Origin of the sequence: Streptomyces sp. NPDC048278 (assembly GCF_040652195.1) — a bacterium.
Classification (GTDB): Bacteria; Actinomycetota; Actinomycetes; order Streptomycetales; family Streptomycetaceae; genus Streptomyces.
Genome location: NZ_JBEZLP010000002.1, coordinates 479,047 through 495,855 on the forward strand (window position 1 = coordinate 479,047; position 16,809 = coordinate 495,855).

The 16,809-nt window shown below is 70.2% G+C and carries 19 protein-coding genes, 1 tRNA gene and 1 other RNA gene; 14 read left to right on the forward strand and 7 right to left on the reverse strand.

The annotated features are described in order from the left end of the window. Positions 1 to 37 precede the first annotated feature (37 nt). Positions 38 to 517, forward strand: a complete 480-nt coding sequence (locus AB0D74_RS05730) for a DUF1877 family protein (RefSeq protein ID WP_362580875.1) — start codon at positions 38 to 40, stop codon at positions 515 to 517. 28 nt (positions 518 to 545) lie between these two features. On the opposite strand, the gene AB0D74_RS05735 is transcribed toward AB0D74_RS05730, so the two are convergent. From AB0D74_RS05735 to AB0D74_RS05760, 6 genes are all read right to left on the reverse strand, one after another. After that, positions 546 to 971 carry a PIN domain-containing protein gene (locus tag AB0D74_RS05735; protein WP_362580876.1) on the reverse strand — a complete coding sequence of 142 codons (426 nt, stop codon included), beginning with the start codon at positions 969 to 971 and terminating at the stop codon, positions 546 to 548. Beyond that, the gene (locus AB0D74_RS05740; protein WP_362580877.1) at positions 968 to 1,246 is read right to left on the reverse strand and encodes a CopG family transcriptional regulator; all 279 of its coding nucleotides are present in this window, start codon (positions 1,244 to 1,246) and stop codon (positions 968 to 970) included. The genes AB0D74_RS05735 and AB0D74_RS05740 overlap by 4 nt, the downstream gene beginning before the upstream one ends. 1,048 nt (positions 1,247 to 2,294) lie before the next feature. Continuing rightward, positions 2,295 to 2,819: a hypothetical protein gene (locus AB0D74_RS05745; protein ID WP_362580879.1), complete on the reverse strand. Its 525-nt coding sequence runs from the start codon at positions 2,817 to 2,819 to the stop codon at positions 2,295 to 2,297. Positions 2,820 to 3,973: 1,154 nt separating this feature from the next. After that, positions 3,974 to 4,354 carry a hypothetical protein gene (locus AB0D74_RS05750; RefSeq protein WP_362581018.1) on the reverse strand — a complete coding sequence of 127 codons (381 nt, stop codon included), beginning with the start codon at positions 4,352 to 4,354 and terminating at the stop codon, positions 3,974 to 3,976. After that, positions 4,354 to 4,779 carry an ATP-binding protein gene (locus AB0D74_RS05755; protein WP_362580881.1) on the reverse strand — a complete coding sequence of 142 codons (426 nt, stop codon included), beginning with the start codon at positions 4,777 to 4,779 and terminating at the stop codon, positions 4,354 to 4,356. The genes AB0D74_RS05750 and AB0D74_RS05755 overlap by 1 nt, the downstream gene beginning before the upstream one ends. Before the next feature lie 46 nt (positions 4,780 to 4,825). Beyond that, a complete protein-coding gene (locus tag AB0D74_RS05760; RefSeq protein ID WP_362581020.1) occupies positions 4,826 to 5,233 on the reverse strand; it encodes an NUDIX hydrolase in 408 nt (135 codons plus the stop codon). Between the two features lie 110 nt (positions 5,234 to 5,343). Between AB0D74_RS05760 and AB0D74_RS05765 the strand changes: the two genes are divergently transcribed. From AB0D74_RS05765 to AB0D74_RS05810, 10 genes are all read left to right on the forward strand, one after another. Then, a complete protein-coding gene (locus AB0D74_RS05765; RefSeq protein WP_351317021.1) occupies positions 5,344 to 6,132 on the forward strand; it encodes a GntR family transcriptional regulator in 789 nt (262 codons plus the stop codon). A gap of 170 nt (positions 6,133 to 6,302) precedes the next feature. Continuing rightward, positions 6,303 to 6,659 (forward strand): hypothetical protein, encoded by a 357-nt coding sequence (locus AB0D74_RS05770; RefSeq protein WP_351317015.1) that lies wholly within the window; start codon positions 6,303 to 6,305, stop codon positions 6,657 to 6,659. Further along, a complete protein-coding gene (locus tag AB0D74_RS05775) occupies positions 6,659 to 8,038 on the forward strand; it encodes an FtsK/SpoIIIE domain-containing protein (protein WP_362580884.1) in 1,380 nt (459 codons plus the stop codon). The genes AB0D74_RS05770 and AB0D74_RS05775 overlap by 1 nt, the downstream gene beginning before the upstream one ends. A gap of 67 nt (positions 8,039 to 8,105) precedes the next feature. Next, positions 8,106 to 8,726, forward strand: coding sequence for a DUF2637 domain-containing protein (locus AB0D74_RS05780; protein WP_362580886.1), 621 nt, complete (start codon positions 8,106 to 8,108; stop codon positions 8,724 to 8,726). A 17-nt stretch (positions 8,727 to 8,743) separates the two neighbouring features. After that, complete coding sequence (locus AB0D74_RS05785) at positions 8,744 to 8,935, forward strand: mobile element transfer protein (protein ID WP_362580888.1); 192 nt, start codon at positions 8,744 to 8,746, stop codon at positions 8,933 to 8,935. 16 nt (positions 8,936 to 8,951) lie between these two features. Next, positions 8,952 to 9,146: a hypothetical protein gene (locus tag AB0D74_RS05790; RefSeq protein ID WP_132888888.1), complete on the forward strand. Its 195-nt coding sequence runs from the start codon at positions 8,952 to 8,954 to the stop codon at positions 9,144 to 9,146. 25 nt (positions 9,147 to 9,171) lie between these two features. Then, the gene (locus AB0D74_RS05795; RefSeq protein ID WP_362580890.1) at positions 9,172 to 9,420 is read left to right on the forward strand and encodes a SpdD protein; all 249 of its coding nucleotides are present in this window, start codon (positions 9,172 to 9,174) and stop codon (positions 9,418 to 9,420) included. Between the two features lie 161 nt (positions 9,421 to 9,581). Next, entirely contained in the window at positions 9,582 to 10,868 is a 1,287-nt protein-coding gene (locus AB0D74_RS05800) for a replication initiator (RefSeq protein ID WP_362581022.1), read from the forward strand. Next, complete coding sequence (locus AB0D74_RS05805) at positions 10,861 to 11,091, forward strand: excisionase family DNA-binding protein (RefSeq protein WP_362580892.1); 231 nt, start codon at positions 10,861 to 10,863, stop codon at positions 11,089 to 11,091. Before AB0D74_RS05800 ends, AB0D74_RS05805 begins: the two co-directional genes overlap by 8 nt. 10 nt (positions 11,092 to 11,101) lie before the next feature. After that, on the forward strand, positions 11,102 to 12,340 hold the full coding sequence (locus AB0D74_RS05810) for a tyrosine-type recombinase/integrase (protein ID WP_362580894.1): 1,239 nt from the start codon (positions 11,102 to 11,104) through the stop codon (positions 12,338 to 12,340). 80 nt (positions 12,341 to 12,420) lie between these two features. On the opposite strand, the gene AB0D74_RS05815 is transcribed toward AB0D74_RS05810, so the two are convergent. Continuing rightward, a tRNA-Ser gene (locus AB0D74_RS05815) sits at positions 12,421 to 12,508 on the reverse strand. Between the two features lie 72 nt (positions 12,509 to 12,580). On the opposite strand from AB0D74_RS05815, the gene ffs reads away from it, so the two are divergent. The 3 genes from ffs (at position 12,581) to purD (ending at position 16,712) form a co-directional block, all read left to right on the forward strand. After that, positions 12,581 to 12,679: signal recognition particle sRNA small type (ffs, locus tag AB0D74_RS05820), an RNA gene on the forward strand. 59 nt (positions 12,680 to 12,738) lie between these two features. Next, positions 12,739 to 15,000, forward strand: a complete 2,262-nt coding sequence (locus tag AB0D74_RS05825; protein ID WP_362580896.1) for a DNA polymerase III subunit gamma and tau — start codon at positions 12,739 to 12,741, stop codon at positions 14,998 to 15,000. A 449-nt stretch (positions 15,001 to 15,449) separates the two neighbouring features. Continuing rightward, entirely contained in the window at positions 15,450 to 16,712 is a 1,263-nt protein-coding gene (gene purD, locus AB0D74_RS05830; protein WP_362580898.1) for a phosphoribosylamine--glycine ligase, read from the forward strand. Positions 16,713 to 16,809: the final 97 nt, after the last annotated feature.

Consider the following 16,809-nt stretch of genomic DNA (forward strand, 5'->3'; position numbering starts at 1 on the left):
GGGTGATGCTTCCGCTCCCCCGTGCGCTCCTTCTTGCATGAGTGCGTACCTCCGTCTGCGAGCGGTTCCGGCCCCTGCCCTGCGCAACAGCCCGACCTGGCTCGAACGGCTCTTCACCGGCACCGCCGAAACCGTCCTGCCCCCACCAGGGCTGCACTGCGAGGACGTGCTGGACCAGTGCCGCCCTGACCAGGGGTGCATCTACGCCGACGCGTCCCCGCACGGCCCGGACGTGGTGCTCGGCGGGCACCCCGTGTTCCGCGCCGACCGGCACGGACCGCCGTTGCTGGTACTGACGGCCGCCCGGACCCGCGGGGTGGCCGGATTCTTGACGACCGCCGACTTCGACGAACTCTGGAACACCGCCCGGCACACCCTCCTGCCCCGCTACGGAGGCGAGCCCGCGGAGCCCGAGACACGCCGCGCCTTCGCCGAGGCACACCAGGAACTGACGACGTTCTACGCCCACACGGCCGAGCACGGGGACGCGGTGGTGAAGTGGCCGGCCGAGGCGTGAGCGGCGGGAGACGCAACGGGGACTCCGGTCATACCTTCTTGACGACGACGGTCTCCGGGAGGAGCTTCTCCAGGTCGTCCACATCCGAGGTGAAGACGGTGACGTGCCCCTTCTGCCGGCGTGCGATGACAGCGAGCACGGCATCGATCGCGTACTTGTGACCGTGCAGCTTGGCGCCGGCCAGGAGCCGACGGGCCTGGCGGGCCTCGTCCTTTCCGATGTCGACGACTTTGAGCCGGGAGAGCACCCAGTCCCAGCGCTGTTCGGTGGTTCTGCCGTCGAACGCCTCGACCAGTGTCATGGGGGACGTGATCACCTCGGCCTCACCTCGGGCTGCGAGGTCGAGCCAGGCGATCATCTTCCGGTCGCCGCGCACGGCCAGGGACAGGGCTTCGCAGCCGAGTACGAAGACGCGCAGTGGCCGCTGCCTGTGCTCACCGGCTCGCTTCGTCACGCAGCTTCTCCGGCGTTGCGGCCCCCGGCGGGGTGGCGGCGCTCGTGCTCGGCGTCGAGTTCGTCCAGTTCCGCGAGCGCTGCAGCGTGCTCGTCCTCGGTGACCGGACCGTGCTCCTCCTGCAACCACTCGACCAGCTCCAGCAGCCGATCCCGATCGCGCTTGAACCGCAGCGCTTCGGCCACATACGCCGAAAGTCCCCGCTCAGCCGCGTCGGCACGGATCTCGTCGAGCAGATCTTCGGGGATCGTCACAGTGACTTTCTTCGTCGCCATACAAGTCACCATACTCCTGGTATGAATGCCCCTACCAGGTCACCACGGTCCGTAGGACTCCGTAGGACAAGGAAGCCAAGGACCAATCCGCGAGCCCTGCCCACGCGTGATCGCGGACTCGTACCGCTTCACTCGGCCAGTGGTGTGGTGTGGTCCACTGAGCCGGAACACGGATTATCACGAGCACAGATCATGGGGTGGGAGGCGATCCGGGGAGCCCCGGATACGCCCCTGTGGATAAAAACCAGGGACAACGGCGACTGAGGAAAACGTCGAAGGGCCCCCTGTTTCCAGGGGGCCCTTCGACAACGTGCCCGGTGAGGCACTGGCGGAGGATACGAGATTCGAACTCGTGAGGGGTTGCCCCCAACACGCTTTCCAACTGTGGTGGTGGGGTGTTGGCGCGAGTGCAGGGGCGTTCACCTGCGTTCATGGACGGCTGGCTGCCGGTGCGGGGACGGCTTCGGATCTCGCCTGAACGGCCGTGAACGGGGCTGAATGAGACGGAAACTGAGACGGCCGCCCATGGTCCTAGAGCTGACCTTGCCACCATGGCGCGTCTAGGCTGTCAGCCGGGATGACCCTGGCTCTTGCCAGAATTTTCCCGTCGAGGGCCCACACGAGGGCACGCAACTCGCGCGCGCTCTTCCTGGGCAGTGCGTGAAGCACGGCTTCGAGGTGCTCACGGAAGCCGGCGCCGTAACACCCGCACTCAGGGATTCCGCAATCGGGACCCGTGAGGGGGTCTACAAGGTGCCTGAGGGGGCCATGAGCATAGGCCTGCCAGTGCCAGAACGCTTCTTCCGTGGCTTCGGGCCAGAAGCGGGTTCGCTCCAGCCGACGCAGGTCAGCTGTGCAGCCGCCGGACAGGCGATCAATGAACGGATACCGTCGCCGCCTCCAGGGGCGGATAGGGAGATCGCCCCGCAGGGCTGACGGGCGCCTACGCGGCATTGCCCCTTCGGTTGTCGGTCATGGGGGCAAGTTACAGAATCACGCGTCTGGTGGCCACCGCGTATCCTGTGGCCGAAGCCCTGAGCTTGGGAAGCTAGGGGCGCTTACGAGCAGCTGCCCGGCTGACCTGCGACGAAGCCATGTCGGAGCTGGGGCGTCCGCCGCGCTGATCGCCGGTGCTCCCCGTGGTTCCCCGCACGACCTGGCACGGGTCTGGCACGGCCCCTTCGTCGAGCAGCACGGCAAGTTCCCTCAGGTCGTTCGCGACCATGACCTGAGCGAGGCGTCCGGCGATGGCCACGACTTCTGGCCAGACGGAGGCTTGGAGGTACTCCGCGTCGGTGTCGTTGGGCGCCTCGGCCGCCGCGGCGTTCAGCGCGACACCGAGCTCTCTCATCAGGACAACCTCTTCGTCACTTCGGAGGCTGACGCCGAGGTACCGCTCTGGCTCGTCGGCGTCGCAGAAGTCGTCGAAGAGGGTGTGGAAAACATGGTCCAGGTCTTCGAACGCTGACGGGTCGAGCCACACGTCCCGCTGCCATGGTGGATTGGCCAGGGCCAACACAACAGGCACGACGTGGACTCGGTGGTTCGCTATGAGGCGGGCGGGTTCGCTCACGAGTCCGAGCGTAGCGACCACGGCTGGTGGCGCTGACGCTCCTGGAACACCGCTTTAGGAGCGAGGTTAGGCGAGTGCCCCTCTGACCTGCGGACTGTCCACTTGGGCGGACCGAGGAACAGTCACCCGCCGGCCTCTGCCGTTCCCCGTGGCTCCCTGCTGGATCTGGCACGGATGTGGCACGGAGAACTCCTGATCCGTAGCTCTACAGAGATCGGCCATCAGCGGTCATACAGGCTGCCGGAAGGCCCTTGACGGCCGGTGTGGCGCGCTACCGGTTGCTGGGGTTGCTGTACTTCGCTGCTGTACTGCAACCACTGGACCTCATCCCTATCAGGTCGATCACGCGACCCCGGCGTGCTGGGCCACTCGGACTTCTGCCTGCGTAGCCGGTCCGCTGAGGTTCATTGCTGGTCGGCGCTGCCGTTGGTGCCAGACGTCAGTGAGCTACTTGACAGGTTGTTGCCGATGCGGCGGGTCTCACAGCAACAAGAGAAAGACCACTATCGCCCAACTCACCACTCCGACAACCGAAAATACCTTGAAGGTCTTGAGCCAATCCGTCTTAATGCGATCAAACCAGCACACGATTGCGGCAAAGGTGGAAAACATGCCGATCGCGCAAAACGGTATAGCGGCGAAAAAGTACCATATACGCATAATTCCCCCACGGTTAAATACTCCAGATCGGAGAGTACAAGCGCAAGGTCACCTGCAAAGCCCCACCCACCACTCACCCCAGCTCCCATCCCGTCTGCCGTCGGCCCACACACCGTGGAGTGGGCGTGGTTCATGGCGTCCAGGTGGAGCGCGCCACTGTACGAACGACCTGGACGCCATGGGCCGCGTCTGCTCGGCTCTGCCTGGGTCGATGGCAGACGGGATGGGAGCACCCCGCGCACGCCACTGTCCGCCGGCACTCGCGAACGGCGCCCCCGCCATCTCGGAGCCTGAGCGCCCCCGCCGGAGGCCGTTCTGACCAGTCGCCGCTCTCTACGGTGATCGACCCATGGCCCGGCCCTGGCCCCGTGGGCGCGCGTCGGCGCAGCGCGGGCGGAGCGGGCCGAAGGCAGGAGCGGCGCCCGCGGCGGAGCCGGGAGCGCGCCCGGCGGAGCGGAGCGCAGCCGGCTTGAACCAGTAGAGAAAGTTGTAACTCACTCGGGCCTGTGAGGCTTGAAGGCGTATGCGCAGGCTGGGGGTTCGGCCTCTTGGCGGTGTGCCAGCGGCAGGAAGATGACTGGCCGGATTGTCCAGGTGATGCGGGTGCTGGCCTGGGTGACTGACACCGTGGAGGGTTCTAAGCGCAGGAGGGCTCGTCGGGTTTCGGCGCGGCCGTCGTGGAGCCAGGCCCAGACCTCATCCGAGGCGTCCGGGTCGAGTGCGGGTGAGATGGTGCGCAGGGCGATGGCGACCCATCTGTCCGCCTGAGGTGCGGAGTAGGCGTCGAAGGATGCCCGGAGTGCCGGCCACCGCGTCCCGTCGGTGAGGTCTTCGGTCCAGCACTCGCACCAGAAACCCCGCCGGGGCTTGTCCATCAGCACGGGTGGCCTCCCCGCTGGGCGTTCACGAAGAGTTCCGCGGTGACCGTGTAGCCGCCGCCCGCGCCCTGGACGACGACCCTGTGCGCGAGAGCGCTGACCATGCCCAATCCTCGGCCGTGTTCGGCGTCCTGGTCCTGGTGCTCGACCTTCGGGGCGCCGCCGCCTCCGTCGTCCGTGACCGACAGTGCGATCACCTGCGGTGCCACCGCCAGGGCCAGGTGGAAGCTTCCGCGTTCCCCGCCGCTGCTCGTGTGGAGGAGCGCGTTCGTGCTCAGCTCGCTCACGATCAGGGCTGCGTCGTCTGCCAGGGGCGATCCGCGCAGGATGTCTCTCGTCCAGCGGCGGGCCCGGCTGACCTCTTCGGGAAATCCTGGGCAAGTCAGTCCCCAGACTCGGACTCGACTCGTATACTCGTGCATACAAGTTCCTTCGTGCTGGTAGGCCGCCATGTGCAGCGGGTTCGGGCTAGACGAGTTTCACGCCGTCATGGGCGCGGACGGCCGGCGGGGTCGTGGCGTCGAGTGCGTCGGTGACGCGGATCGCGTATGCCTCGTCGGCAAGCTCGGAGACTTCTTCACGGGTGGCCCAGCGCAGGGCGCGGGTCTCGTCGCCGGTCGTGGGCGTGCCGTCCGCGGCCTCACAGCGGAAGACCAGGGAGACGATCAGGCCCGTCATGTTCTTGTAGACGCCGGTGAGAGTCGCCGGGAGGGCGATCTTGATGCCGGTCTCTTCGAGGACTTCGCGTTGCAGGGCCTCGGGGATGGTCTCCTCGCGTTCGAGGACACCGCCCGGCGGCTCCCACTTGCCGTTGTCACGGCGCTGGATCAGGAGGGCCCGGCCCTGGGCGTCGACGACGACCCCGGCGACGCTCACGGAGTGCGGGCGTTCTGTGCTCACGTTCCTCGGCCCTCCCGGATGGCTAGGCTCTCCACCGTAGCAACTTCACTCGCCCACTCGTCTAGATACCTAAAGGAGTACACACAGTGAGTCCTCTTTCTTCGGGCCTCCTCGGAGATCTCGACCCCACGAGCGATCGTGCGGTCTTCCGGCAGATCGCCGACCAGCTGCGCGAGGCGATCGACCGTGGGCGATTCCGCGAGGGCGAGAAACTGCCCTCCGAGGCGGAACTGGTCGAGCATTACGGGGTCTCCCGGATGACCGTCCGCAACTCCTTCTCCGTCCTCACCGGCGAAGGGTTGGTCCACGCCGAGCACGGCAAGGGCGTCTTCGTCCGGCCCCGGCCGCCCGTGCGGCGCCTCGCCTCCGACCGGTTCGCCCGCCGCCACCGCGAGCAGGGCAAGTCCGCGTTCATCGTGGAGGCGGACGCGGCCGGCAGTCATCCGCAGGTCGACAGCCTTGAGGTCAAGGAAGAGAAGGCCAGTCAGGACGTCTCTACCCGGCTCGGGTCCGTGCGGCGTGTGCTGGCCCGGCGGCGCCGGTATCTGCTGGACGGGCGGCCGGTGGAGTTCGCCACCTCCTATCTCCCCCTCGACATCGCCCGCGGCACTCAGATTGCCGAACCCAACCCCGGCCCCGGCGGCATCTACGCCCGCCTCGAAGAGCTCGGCCACCGCCTCGACCACTTCGAAGAGGAGATCCGCGCCCGGATGCCCTCGCCCTCCGAGGTCAAGACGCTCCACCTCGCGGCCGGCGTGCCCGTGATCCACCTGGTCCGGACCGCCTTCGACACCGAGGGGCGGGCCGTCGAGGTGTGCGACACGGTCATGGCGGCGGACGCCTACGTCCTGTCGTACCAGCTTCCTGCCACCTGATCGTCATGGTTTGCGGTGGTGCGCGGGGGACGCTTTCTCAACTCGTACACCCCAACACGCTTACTCGTATAGACGAGTGGGCAAGTTGTGTGGCAGGGTGATCGTCGTGAGCCCGGGAGATCGGGTTCGCAGATCGCTACATGTATAGACGAGTAGATAGGAAGTGTCCTGTGCGCACCATCCGTGTGGAGACCACCGCCGCCACGATCCTGCTGACCGAGGCCCCCGAGCCGAAGGTCCGCGACCGCCAGACCGGCGAGATCGCCAAGGACGCGGTGAGCGGTGAGGCGCTGATGACCATCGGCGTCGTCTACATCGAGGACGGGGAGTCCGCTCTGATCAAGGTCACCGTTCCCGAGGGCGGTGTCTCTGAGGGGCTCGTCCTCGGCTCGCCCGTCTCGCTGCCGGGGCTCATCGCCCGGCCGTGGGAGTCCGTGTTCAACGGCCAGCAGCGCCACGGCATCGCCTACCGCGCCGCCGCCGTCACCCCGGCCGCCTTCCCGGCCAGCGCCGGGGCTGCCGCCTGATGTCCGACCTGACGACACTCCTGGAGGTGGGTGGTCCCCTCGCCGCACTCGGCGGCGGGGCCGCCTACACCCGGGCCAGGCACCCGGCCCTCTACTGGTCCGCAGTCGGCGGCCCGATGTCCACGGTCCGCCTCCTCAGCTCGTACGGCTCCGTCATGGAAGCCTGCGGCCTGACCGTGGCGCCCTCTCGGCTCAGGGTCCTCGCCGTCAAGGCCACCACCCGGCGGGAGATTCGGCCGGTCCCGCCCCGCCGGGGCATCCTCCGTCCCACCTCAACCGGGCTGCGCTTGCGGCTCCGGCTCGCTCCCGGGCAGGAACCCGCCGACGTCGCCGCCTCGGCTGAACGCCTGCGGCACGCCTGGGGAGTCCACGCCGTCTACGTCACCACCGTCAAACCGGGCGTCGTGGAACTGCGGCTCGTCGGGTACGACGTGCTGCGCCGCGTCCGGATGCCCCGCAAGACCGGCGGCGGCTTCCTCAAGGTGCCGGTGGCGCTGCGCGAGGACGCCATGCCCTTCGTCCGCGACTACCGCACCGTGCCTCATCAACTCACCCTCGGCGCAACTCTGTCCGGCAAGTCCATGTACCTGCGTCACCTCATCTCCGGACTCGCCCGACAAGACGGCGTCGCGCTCGTCGGAATCGACTGCAAGCGGGGCGTCGAACTGGCGCCCTTCGCCGCCCGCCTCTCCGCCCTCGCCACCGACCCCGACGAAGCCGCCGAACTGCTGCCCGTGCTCGTCAAGGAAATGGAGGACCGCTACGACCTGGTCAAGGCCCGCCAGGGCATCGCCCCGGACACCCCCGACGAGGAGATCACCTCCGACATCTGGGGACTGCCCGACGCCCAACGCCCCACCCCCATCGTCCTGTTCATCGACGAGGTGGCCGAACTCTTCCTCACCGCCACCCGCAAGGACGAAGACCGCCGCGACGAGATGGTCACCCAGCTCATCCGCCTCGCCCAGCTCGGCCGCGCGGCCGGCATCTACCTCGAAGTCTGCGGCCAGCGCTTCGGTGCCGAACTCGGCAAGGGCGCCACCATGCTCCGCGCCCAGCTCACCGGCCGCGTCTGCCACCGCGTCAACGACGAAGCCTCCGCCAAGATGGCCCTCGGCGACATCGCCCCCGAAGCCGTCCACGCCGCCTGCTCCATCGCCCCCGAGACACCTGGCCTCGCCGTCGCGGGCGACACCTCCGGCGGCTGGTCCCGCATCCGCACCCCCTACCTCTCCCTCGCCGACGCTGCCGCCATCTGCCAGGACACAGCAGACCTGGTCCCCGACGTTCCCGCCCTCAAGCCCTTCCGGCCCGACGTCCCCGTACGACCGCTCACCACACCGGGCCCGGTCGTGCAGCCGCACCCCGTCACCGACTGACCCACCCCCGGCCTCTCCGCGCCATGCCCCTACCCCTCCCATGCCCGAAACCGGAAGGAGCCGCATCATGCGCGCCCAGCTGGCCCGCGTCGACGCGGTGCTCGTCCAGGCGCTCATCGCCGCCGCACTGTCCTTCGCCCACCTCCACGACGTCGCCTCAGCCGCCGGCCAGGACGGATGGAAAGCCTGGGCCTACCCCATCTCCGTCGACCTCCTGCTCGTCGCCGCCTGGCGCCGACTGCGCACCGGCACCACGAAAACCGCCGCCTGGTGCTGGTTCGTCATCGCCCTCGTCGCCTCCCTCGGCGCGAACATCGCCACCGCCGGCCTCCTCGACCTCGGCAACGTCCCCGCCTGGCTGCGCATCCTCGTCGCCGGATGGCCAGCCGTCGCCTTCCTCGGCGGCACCCTCCTCGCCCACACGACACCAAACGCCCCCGCTGTCGTAGAGACCACCGACGGTGACCAGGAGCAAGAGCCCGAACCGGCTCCCAAGACACAGGCCGACGAACAGCCACCCGCACCCCCAACCCCAACCGTCCCGGTCCCGGCCGCCCTCGTCGCACACGCCCGCAAGGTCGCCACCGAGCACCACACCCGCACCGGCAACCCCATCGACACCCCGACCCTCCGCGCCCGCCTCGGCGTCCCGGCCCCCATGGCCGAAGCCATCGCCGCCCAGCTCTGAAAGGAGAACCAGGACCCGTGACCGCCAACCGCCGCTTCCGCAACGTCACCCGCATCGGCCCCGTCCAGGTCGGCACCGCCTACGACGACCGGGGCCGCGAAAAGCACACCGGCGCCTGCACCGCACCGCGCTGCGGCTTCTCCGCCGACTACGACAGCCGCGCCGCCGCCGAACTCGCCGCCCGTACCCACCGCTGCCCCGTCCGCTGAAAGGACCCCGCACCCCGTGACCCTCAACCTGCCGCTCGTCGTCGTCCTCGGCTTCTTCGCCTGGGCGGCCGTCAAGTACCTCGGCGTCCGCACCTGGATCGTCGTCCTGGTCGCCCTCTTCGGCTTCTGGCTCTCCCACACCTTCCTGGCCCCCGCCATCGAATCCGGCACGCGCTCCGGCGTGACCGTCATAAACGGCTCACATGCCTAGACGAGTAGATAAGGAGAGCCTGACCGTGTTTCTGCCCAAGTACCCCGACAGCCCCACCCCGCCGCCCTCGCGCACCCACACCCAGACCGAACCGGCCCCCGTCCGGCGCTCCGCGCTTCCGGCCGTCTCCGTCAGCACCGGCGCCGTCGTCGCCGTGCTCACGGGCGGCGTGGTCCTCACCGCGCTGCTCACCGCCGTCGCCGTATCGGCCGTCTCTGTGGCCATCGCCGCCGTGGTCCTGCGCTCCCTGCTGCGCGAACACAACCGGCGCTGATCCCTCTGCCCGACCCCTGGGGCGGCCACGACACCGCCAAGCATCCGGCCGCCCCGGGGCCCGTCACTCCTGACCGAGCCAGCCAGAAGGAGCCAGCCATCTTCACCCGCACCACCCCGCCCCCGCTCCGCGAACTCACCAACCTCGCCGCAGGCGGCACCCTGCCCGGTATCCTCCGCCAACTCTCCGGCCTCGGCGGCTGCACCAACCCCATCCGCCTCGACGGCCACCGCACCGAATACGACGTCGACACCACCACCGGCGAGATCGGCCGCATCCTCCAGCACCTCGACTCCACCGACCTGCCCGCCGGCCAACTCCTCGTCCGCTGCAACAACCGGCGCACGACCCGCTGCCCGGCCTGCGCCGAGGTCTACCGCCGCGACACCTTCCACCTCATCTCCGCAGGCCTACGCGGCGGCAAGGGCACCCCGGAACACGTCGCCGCTCACCCCCGGGTCTTCGCCACCTTCACTGCCCCCGGCTTCGGCCCCGTCCACAACCGCCGCACCAACGGTCGCGCCTGCCGCTGCGGCACCCACCACGACCAGGACGACGACGCCCTCGGCACCCCGCTCGACCCCGACACCTACGACTACGAAGCGGCCGTTCTCTGGAACGCCCACGCGGGAGCCCTCTGGCGCCGCTTCTCGATCTACCTCCGCCGGGAGGTCGCCAAGCGAGCGGGCCTGTCCCAGCGCCGTCTACGCGACCACGCCCGCGTCTCCTTCGCCAAGGTCGCCGAATACCAGAAGCGCGGCGCCGTCCACTTCCACGCCGTCATCCGCCTCGACGGCCCGCAAGGTGGCGACACACCGCCCCCGGCATGGGCCACCGCCGAACTCCTCACCGACGCCATCCAAACGGCCACCGCCAAGGTCCGCGTCGACGGGCCGACCCTCGACGGCCACACCCACACCTTCACCTTCGGCCGCCAACTCGACGTCCGCACCATCCGATCCGCCGACTTCAACGACGGCCAGGAACTCACCGAACGCGCCGTCGCCGCCTACATCGCCAAGTACGCCACCAAGGGCGCCGAGACCGCCACCGGGGCCCTCGACCGGCCGCTGAAGTTCGCCGCCGAACTCGCCCAACTCGACATCAGCGACCACGCCCGCCAACTCATCCGAACCGCCTGGACCCTCGGCGCCCGCAAAGACCTCGAACATCTCCGCCTGCGCGCATGGGCCCACATGCTCGGCTTCCGCGGCCACTTCTCCACCAAGTCCCGCCGCTACTCCACCACCCTCGGCGCCCTCCGCGACGCCCGCGCCGCATGGCGCCGAGCACAAGCGGCAGCGGCCAACAGCCCCGCGACCACCGAGACGACGTACGTCCTCGCGCACTGGGTCTTCGCCGGCACCGGCCTCAGCGCCGCCGAGACCTGGCTTGCCGCATCCCTCGAACCCGCCCCCGGAACGGAAGGAGAACCAACGCATGGCTGAGCCTCGACTCGCCACCGCGCCCGAGACCTCCGACCAGTCCTTGGTCCTCCTGACGGTGGAGGAAACCGCCCGCCGACTCCGTATCGGTCGTACGACGTGCTTCCGTCTCGTCCTCGCGGGAGAGATCGAGTCGGTCACGGTCGGGCGACTCCGCCGGATCCCTGCCGACGCCGTACCCGCCTACGTGGCCAAGCTCCGCCACCGACCCGCCCACGCGGCCTGAGAGGGACGACATGGCAGAGCAGAAGCGCACCCGCCAGCCCAACGGGGCCTCGACCATCTACCTCGGCAAGGACGGCAAGTGGCACGGGCGGGTGACAGTCGGCGTCCGTGATGACGGCAAGCCCGACCGCCGCCACATCGAGCGCAAGACCAAGGCCGAGGTGACCAAGGCGGTCCGCGAAATGGAGCGGGCGCGGGACGACAGGAAGCTCAGGAAGCCGGGGCAGAGCTGGACGCTCCAAGCCTGGCTTGAGCACTGGGTCGAGAACATCGCCAAGCCGTACGTTTCCGAGAACACGTACGACGGTTACGAGGTCGACGTGCGCGTTCATCTCGTGCCTGGCCTCGGCGCTCACAAACTTGACCGCCTGGAGCCGGAGCACCTGGAGCGCTTCTATCGGAAGATGCAGGCTTCCGGGAGTTCCGCCGGCACCGCTCATCACGCGCATCGCACGATCCGGGTCGCCCTCGGCGAAGCGGTCCGACGCGGGCATGTCGTCGCCAACGCGGCCGAGATCGCCAAGGCTCCCCGATTGGAAGAGGAGGACATCGAGCCGTACACGATCGAGGAGGTACAGAGCCTCCTCGTCGAGGCGGCCAAGCTTCGTAACAGTGCGCGCTGGGTCGTCGCCCTGGCGCTTGGTCTCCGCCAGGGTGAGGCGCTCGGGTTGCACTGGGAAGACGTCGACCTGGACGCGGGGTACGTCCGCATCCGCAAGAACCGGCTCCGGCCGAAGTACGCGCACGGCTGCGGCGGCGAACCCTGCGGCCGGAAGGCGGGCTACTGCCCCAAGCGGGAACAGACGCGCCGCGAGCACAAGTCCACCAAGTCCCGCGCGGGCCGACGCACCATCGGCCTGCCCGATCCGCTGATCAAGATTCTCCGCCAGCACCAGGAAGCCCAGGAGCGGGAGCGGGGCGCGGCCGGTGCCGACTGGGAGGGCAAGGGGTACGTCTTCGCCTCGCCGGTCGGCGGACCGCTGAGCCCCAACACCGACTTCCATGTCTGGAAGAGGCTTCTCCGGGACGCCGGCGTACGAGACGGCCGTCTCCATGACGCTCGCCACACCGCCGCGACCGTCCTTCTGATCCTCGGCGTCCCGGACGTCGTGATCGACTCGATCATGGGTTGGGAGCCTGGGGGAGCGGCCCGGATGCGCGCTCGGTACATGCACGTGACGGGGACCATGCTCCGCAAGGTCGCGCAGCAGGTCGGCGACGCTCTTTGGGAGCTCCCGGAAACGAACTGAGACGGAAACTGAGACGGAGAACGTCGAAGGGCCCCACTGCGAACAGTAGGGCCCTTCGACGTATTGCCCGGTGAGAGCAATGGCGGAGGATACGAGATTCGAACTCGTGAGGGGTTGCCCCCAACACGCTTTCCAAGCGTGCGCCCTAGGCCTCTAGGCGAATCCTCCGCTGGGAACATTACATGACCGAGAGGAGTGCTCGCGAACTCGTTCTGAGCTGCTGACGTCGGGTACTCTGTGCGGAGCCCCTCACGCGGCGCTATCTGACTGAACTCCCCCAGGGCCGGAAGGCAGCAAGGGTAGGTTGGCTCTGGCGGGTGCGTGGGGGGCGCTTGCGTTCCCCGGGTGGGAGCCTTCGGCGGGGTGGGTTGTCAGTGGGCGCCTATAACCTCGTATGCGTGTCGTCTCTCGCGCTGTACCGCCGCTATCGCCCGGAGTCGTTCGCCGAGGTCATCGGGCAGGAGCATGTCACCGACCCGCTGCAGCAGGCGCTGCGGAACAACCGGGTCAATCACGCGTACCTGTTCAGCGGCCCGCGCGGATGTGGCAAGACGACCAGCGCGCGGATCCTGGCGCGGTGCCTGAACTGCGCACAGGGGCCCACGCCGACCCCGTGCGGGGAGTGCCAGTCCTGCCAGGACCTGGCGAGGAACGGCCCGGGATCCATCGACGTCATCGAGATCGACGCGGCCTCTCACGGTGGTGTGGACGACGCCCGTGAGCTGCGGGAGAAGGCCTTCTTCGGGCCCGCCTCCAGCCGCTACAAGATCTACATCATCGACGAGGCCCACATGGTCACGTCGGCCGGTTTCAACGCGCTGCTCAAGGTCGTCGAGGAGCCGCCGGAGCATCTCAAGTTCATCTTCGCCACGACCGAGCCCGAGAAGGTCATCGGGACCATCCGGTCGCGGACCCATCACTATCCGTTCCGGCTGGTGCCGCCGGGCACGCTGCGGGACTACCTCGGCGAGGTGTGCGGCAAGGAGCAGATCCCCGTCGAGGACGGCGTGCTCCCGCTCGTCGTGCGCGCCGGTGCCGGGTCCGTGCGTGACTCCATGTCCGTCATGGACCAGCTGCTCGCCGGGGCCACCGAGGAGGGCGTGACCTATGCCATGGCCACCTCGCTGCTCGGCTACACCGACGGATCGCTGCTCGACTCCGTGGTCGAGGCCTTCGCGACCGGGGACGGCGCCGCCGCCTTCGAGGTCGTCGACCGGATCATCGAGGGGGGCAACGACCCGCGCCGCTTCGTCGCCGACCTGCTGGAGCGGCTGCGGGACCTGGTGATCCTCGCCGCCGTGCCGGACGCGGTGGAGAAGGGGCTGTTCGACGCCCCCGCCGACGTGCTCGAACGGATGCAGGCCCAGGCCGGCACCTTCGGCGCCGCCGAGCTCAGCCGCGCCGCCGACCTCGTCAACGAGGGGCTGACCGAGATGCGCGGCGCCACCTCCCCGCGCCTCCAGCTGGAGCTGATCTGCGCGCGCGTGCTGCTGCCGGCCGCGTACGGCGACGAGCGGTCCGTGATGGCCCGCCTCGACCGGCTGGAGCGGGGCGTCAACTTCTCGGGCGGGGGCGGTGCGCCCGCCATGGGGTACGTCCCCGGACCCGAGGCACACCTGCAGCCTCCGGCACCTGTGCAGCAGGGAGGAGGCCCGGCGGCGGCCCGGGCGGCCGTACGGGGGGGAGGGGCGCCGACCCCCGCTCCCGCACCGACCCCGACCCCCGCTCCGGCACCGACCCCGACCCCGGCTCCGGCACCGACCCCGACCCCGGCTCCCGCTCCCGTCCCGTCCTCGGTGGCTGCGCCCGCACCTGCACCTGCGCCGGAGCCCTTCGCGCCCACCCCGCCTCCCGCCGCCGCTCCGGCCGCTCCGGCCGCTCCCGCGCCCGGTGCCTGGCCGACGGCTGCGCCCGCGGGTGGCGGCGGCGCCCGTCGCCCCGGCGGCTGGCCCACGGCCGCGGCCACGGGCGGCGGCGCTCCGGCGCCCCAGCAGGCCCCGCCGCCCCCGGTAACCCCGGCGGCCTCCCCGGCGCCGGCCCCTGCCGCCGCTCCGGCCCCGGCACCCGCCGCCGCCCCTCCCGGTGGCCTCGATCCCCGTGTGCTCTGGCCGAACATCCTGGAGGCGGTGAAGAACCGCCGTCGCTTCACCTGGATCCTGCTCAGCCAGAACGCCCAGGTCGTCGGCTTCGACGGCACCACTCTCCAGATCGGCTTCGTCAACGCCGGCGCCCGCGACAACTTCGCGAGCAGTGGCAGCGAGGACGTGCTGCGGCAGTCACTGGGCGAGCAGTTCGGCGTGCAGTGGCGGATCGAGGCGGTCGTCGACCCGACGGGCGGTGGCGGCGCGGCGCCGCCCGTCGGCATGGGGTACGGCGGCGCGCCCGCGGCGTCCGGCTACGGCAGCCCGGCCCCCGCGGCCCCGGCCCGCCCGGCGCCCGTCCAGCAGGCTCCGGCGGCGGCCCCGGCCCAGAGCACCCCGCCGCCCGCCCCGAGGGCAGCGGCCCCTGCACCCGCCGCGCCGGAACCGCCGCCGGTGTCCCCCGAGGACGACATCCCGGAGGAGGACGACCCCGACCTCGACGAGTCGGCCCTCTCCGGCCACGAGCTGATCGTGAAGGAGCTGGGGGCGACGGTGATGGAGGAGATCCAGAACGAGTGACGCGGGGCGGGCACCGACGCCTGGGAGACGGGCGGCGGCGGCTTGTCGGGCGGCTGCGGGCCCGTGGGGGTTGCGCGCGCAGTTCCCCGCGCCCCTGGGGTGCCCAGCGCGTCCGGCGCAGCGATGCGAAGCCTTTCACCGGGCTGCCTGCGCCTGGCAGATGGGCGGCTGCGGGCCCGTGGGGGTTGCCCGCGCAGTTCCCCGCGCCCCTGGGTTGCGCAGCGGATCCGGCGTAGCGAAGCGAGGCTCCCATCGGCCTCCTGGAGCCGTCGTCTGAAGAGCCGCCACCCCCCAGCCCGCCCGGCGTTTGAGGACGAGGCCGTTCAGGCCGAAGTGGGGGTTTTGGGGGCGGCAGCCTCCGAGAGGGGGTCGGCTCAGCGGGCGGCCACTCCTCGGCCGAGGCACCTTGGAGGAACCTCCAGTCGGACTGCCCGGCTACGCTGGCCCCCGTGAAGGTCCTCGTCATCGGCAGCGGCGCCCGCGAACACGCCCTGTGCCGCTCACTGTCCCTCGATCCCGACGTCACCGCGCTGTACTGCGCCCCCGGCAACGCCGGCATCGCCGAGGTGGCCGAGCTGCACCAGGTCGATGCCCTGGACGGCGGGGCCGTGGCCGCGCTGGCCCTGGAACTCGGCGCCGACCTGGTCGTCGTCGGCCCGGAGGCCCCCCTGGTCGCCGGGGTCGCCGACGCCGTGCGCGACGCGGGTGTCCCGGTCTTCGGCCCCTCCGGGGAGGCCGCGCGGATCGAGGGGTCCAAGGCGTTTGCCAAGGACGTGATGGCGGGGGCCGGAGTCCCCACCGCCCGTTCGTACGTCTGCACAAACGCCGAGGAGGTCGCCGAGGCGCTGGACGCCTTCGGCGCGCCGTACGTCGTGAAGGACGACGGTCTCGCCGCCGGCAAGGGCGTCGTCGTCACCGACGATCTCGACGCCGCCAAGGCGCACGCCGCCGCCTGCGAGCGCGTCGTCATCGAGGAGTTCCTGGACGGCCCCGAGGTCTCCCTCTTCGCGATCACCGACGGCGAGACGGTCCTCCCGCTCCAGCCCGCGCAGGACTTCAAGCGCGCCCTCGACGGCGACCAGGGGCCGAACACGGGCGGCATGGGCGCCTACTCCCCCCTGCCCTGGGCCGACCCCAAGCTCGTCGACGAGGTCCTGCAGACCGTTCTGCAGCCGACCGTCGACGAGATGCGGCGGCGCGGCACCCCGTTCTCCGGGCTGCTCTACGCCGGCCTCGCGATCACTTCGCGCGGCGTGCGGGTCATCGAGTTCAACGCGCGCTTCGGCGACCCGGAGACCCAGGTGGTCCTCGCCCGCCTGAAGACCCCGCTGGCCGGTGTCCTGCTCGCCGCCGCGAACGGCACGCTCGCCGACCTGCCGCCGCTGCGCTGGCGCGACGACGCGGCCGTCACCGTCGTCGTCGCCTCGCACAACTACCCGGACACCCCGCGCACCGGCGACCCCATCACCGGCCTCGACGCCATCGCCGCCGAGGACGCGCCGCACGCCTGGGTCCTGCACGCGGGGACGAAGCGGGCCGGCGACGACATCGTCAGCGCGGGCGGCCGGGTCCTCTCCGTCACGGCGACCGGCGCGGACCTGGCCCAGGCCCGTGAGCGGGCGTACGCCGCGGTGGCGCGGATCGGCCTCGACGGCTCCCAGCACCGCACGGACATCGCCGCGAAGGCGGCGGAGCAGGTCCAGGAGGCCTGACGCCCTTCGCTTCCCTTCGCTTCCCTTCGCTTCCCTTCGCTTCCCTTCGCTTCCAGCGACCCTTTCCTGATCAGGCCCCGGATACCGAAATCCGGGG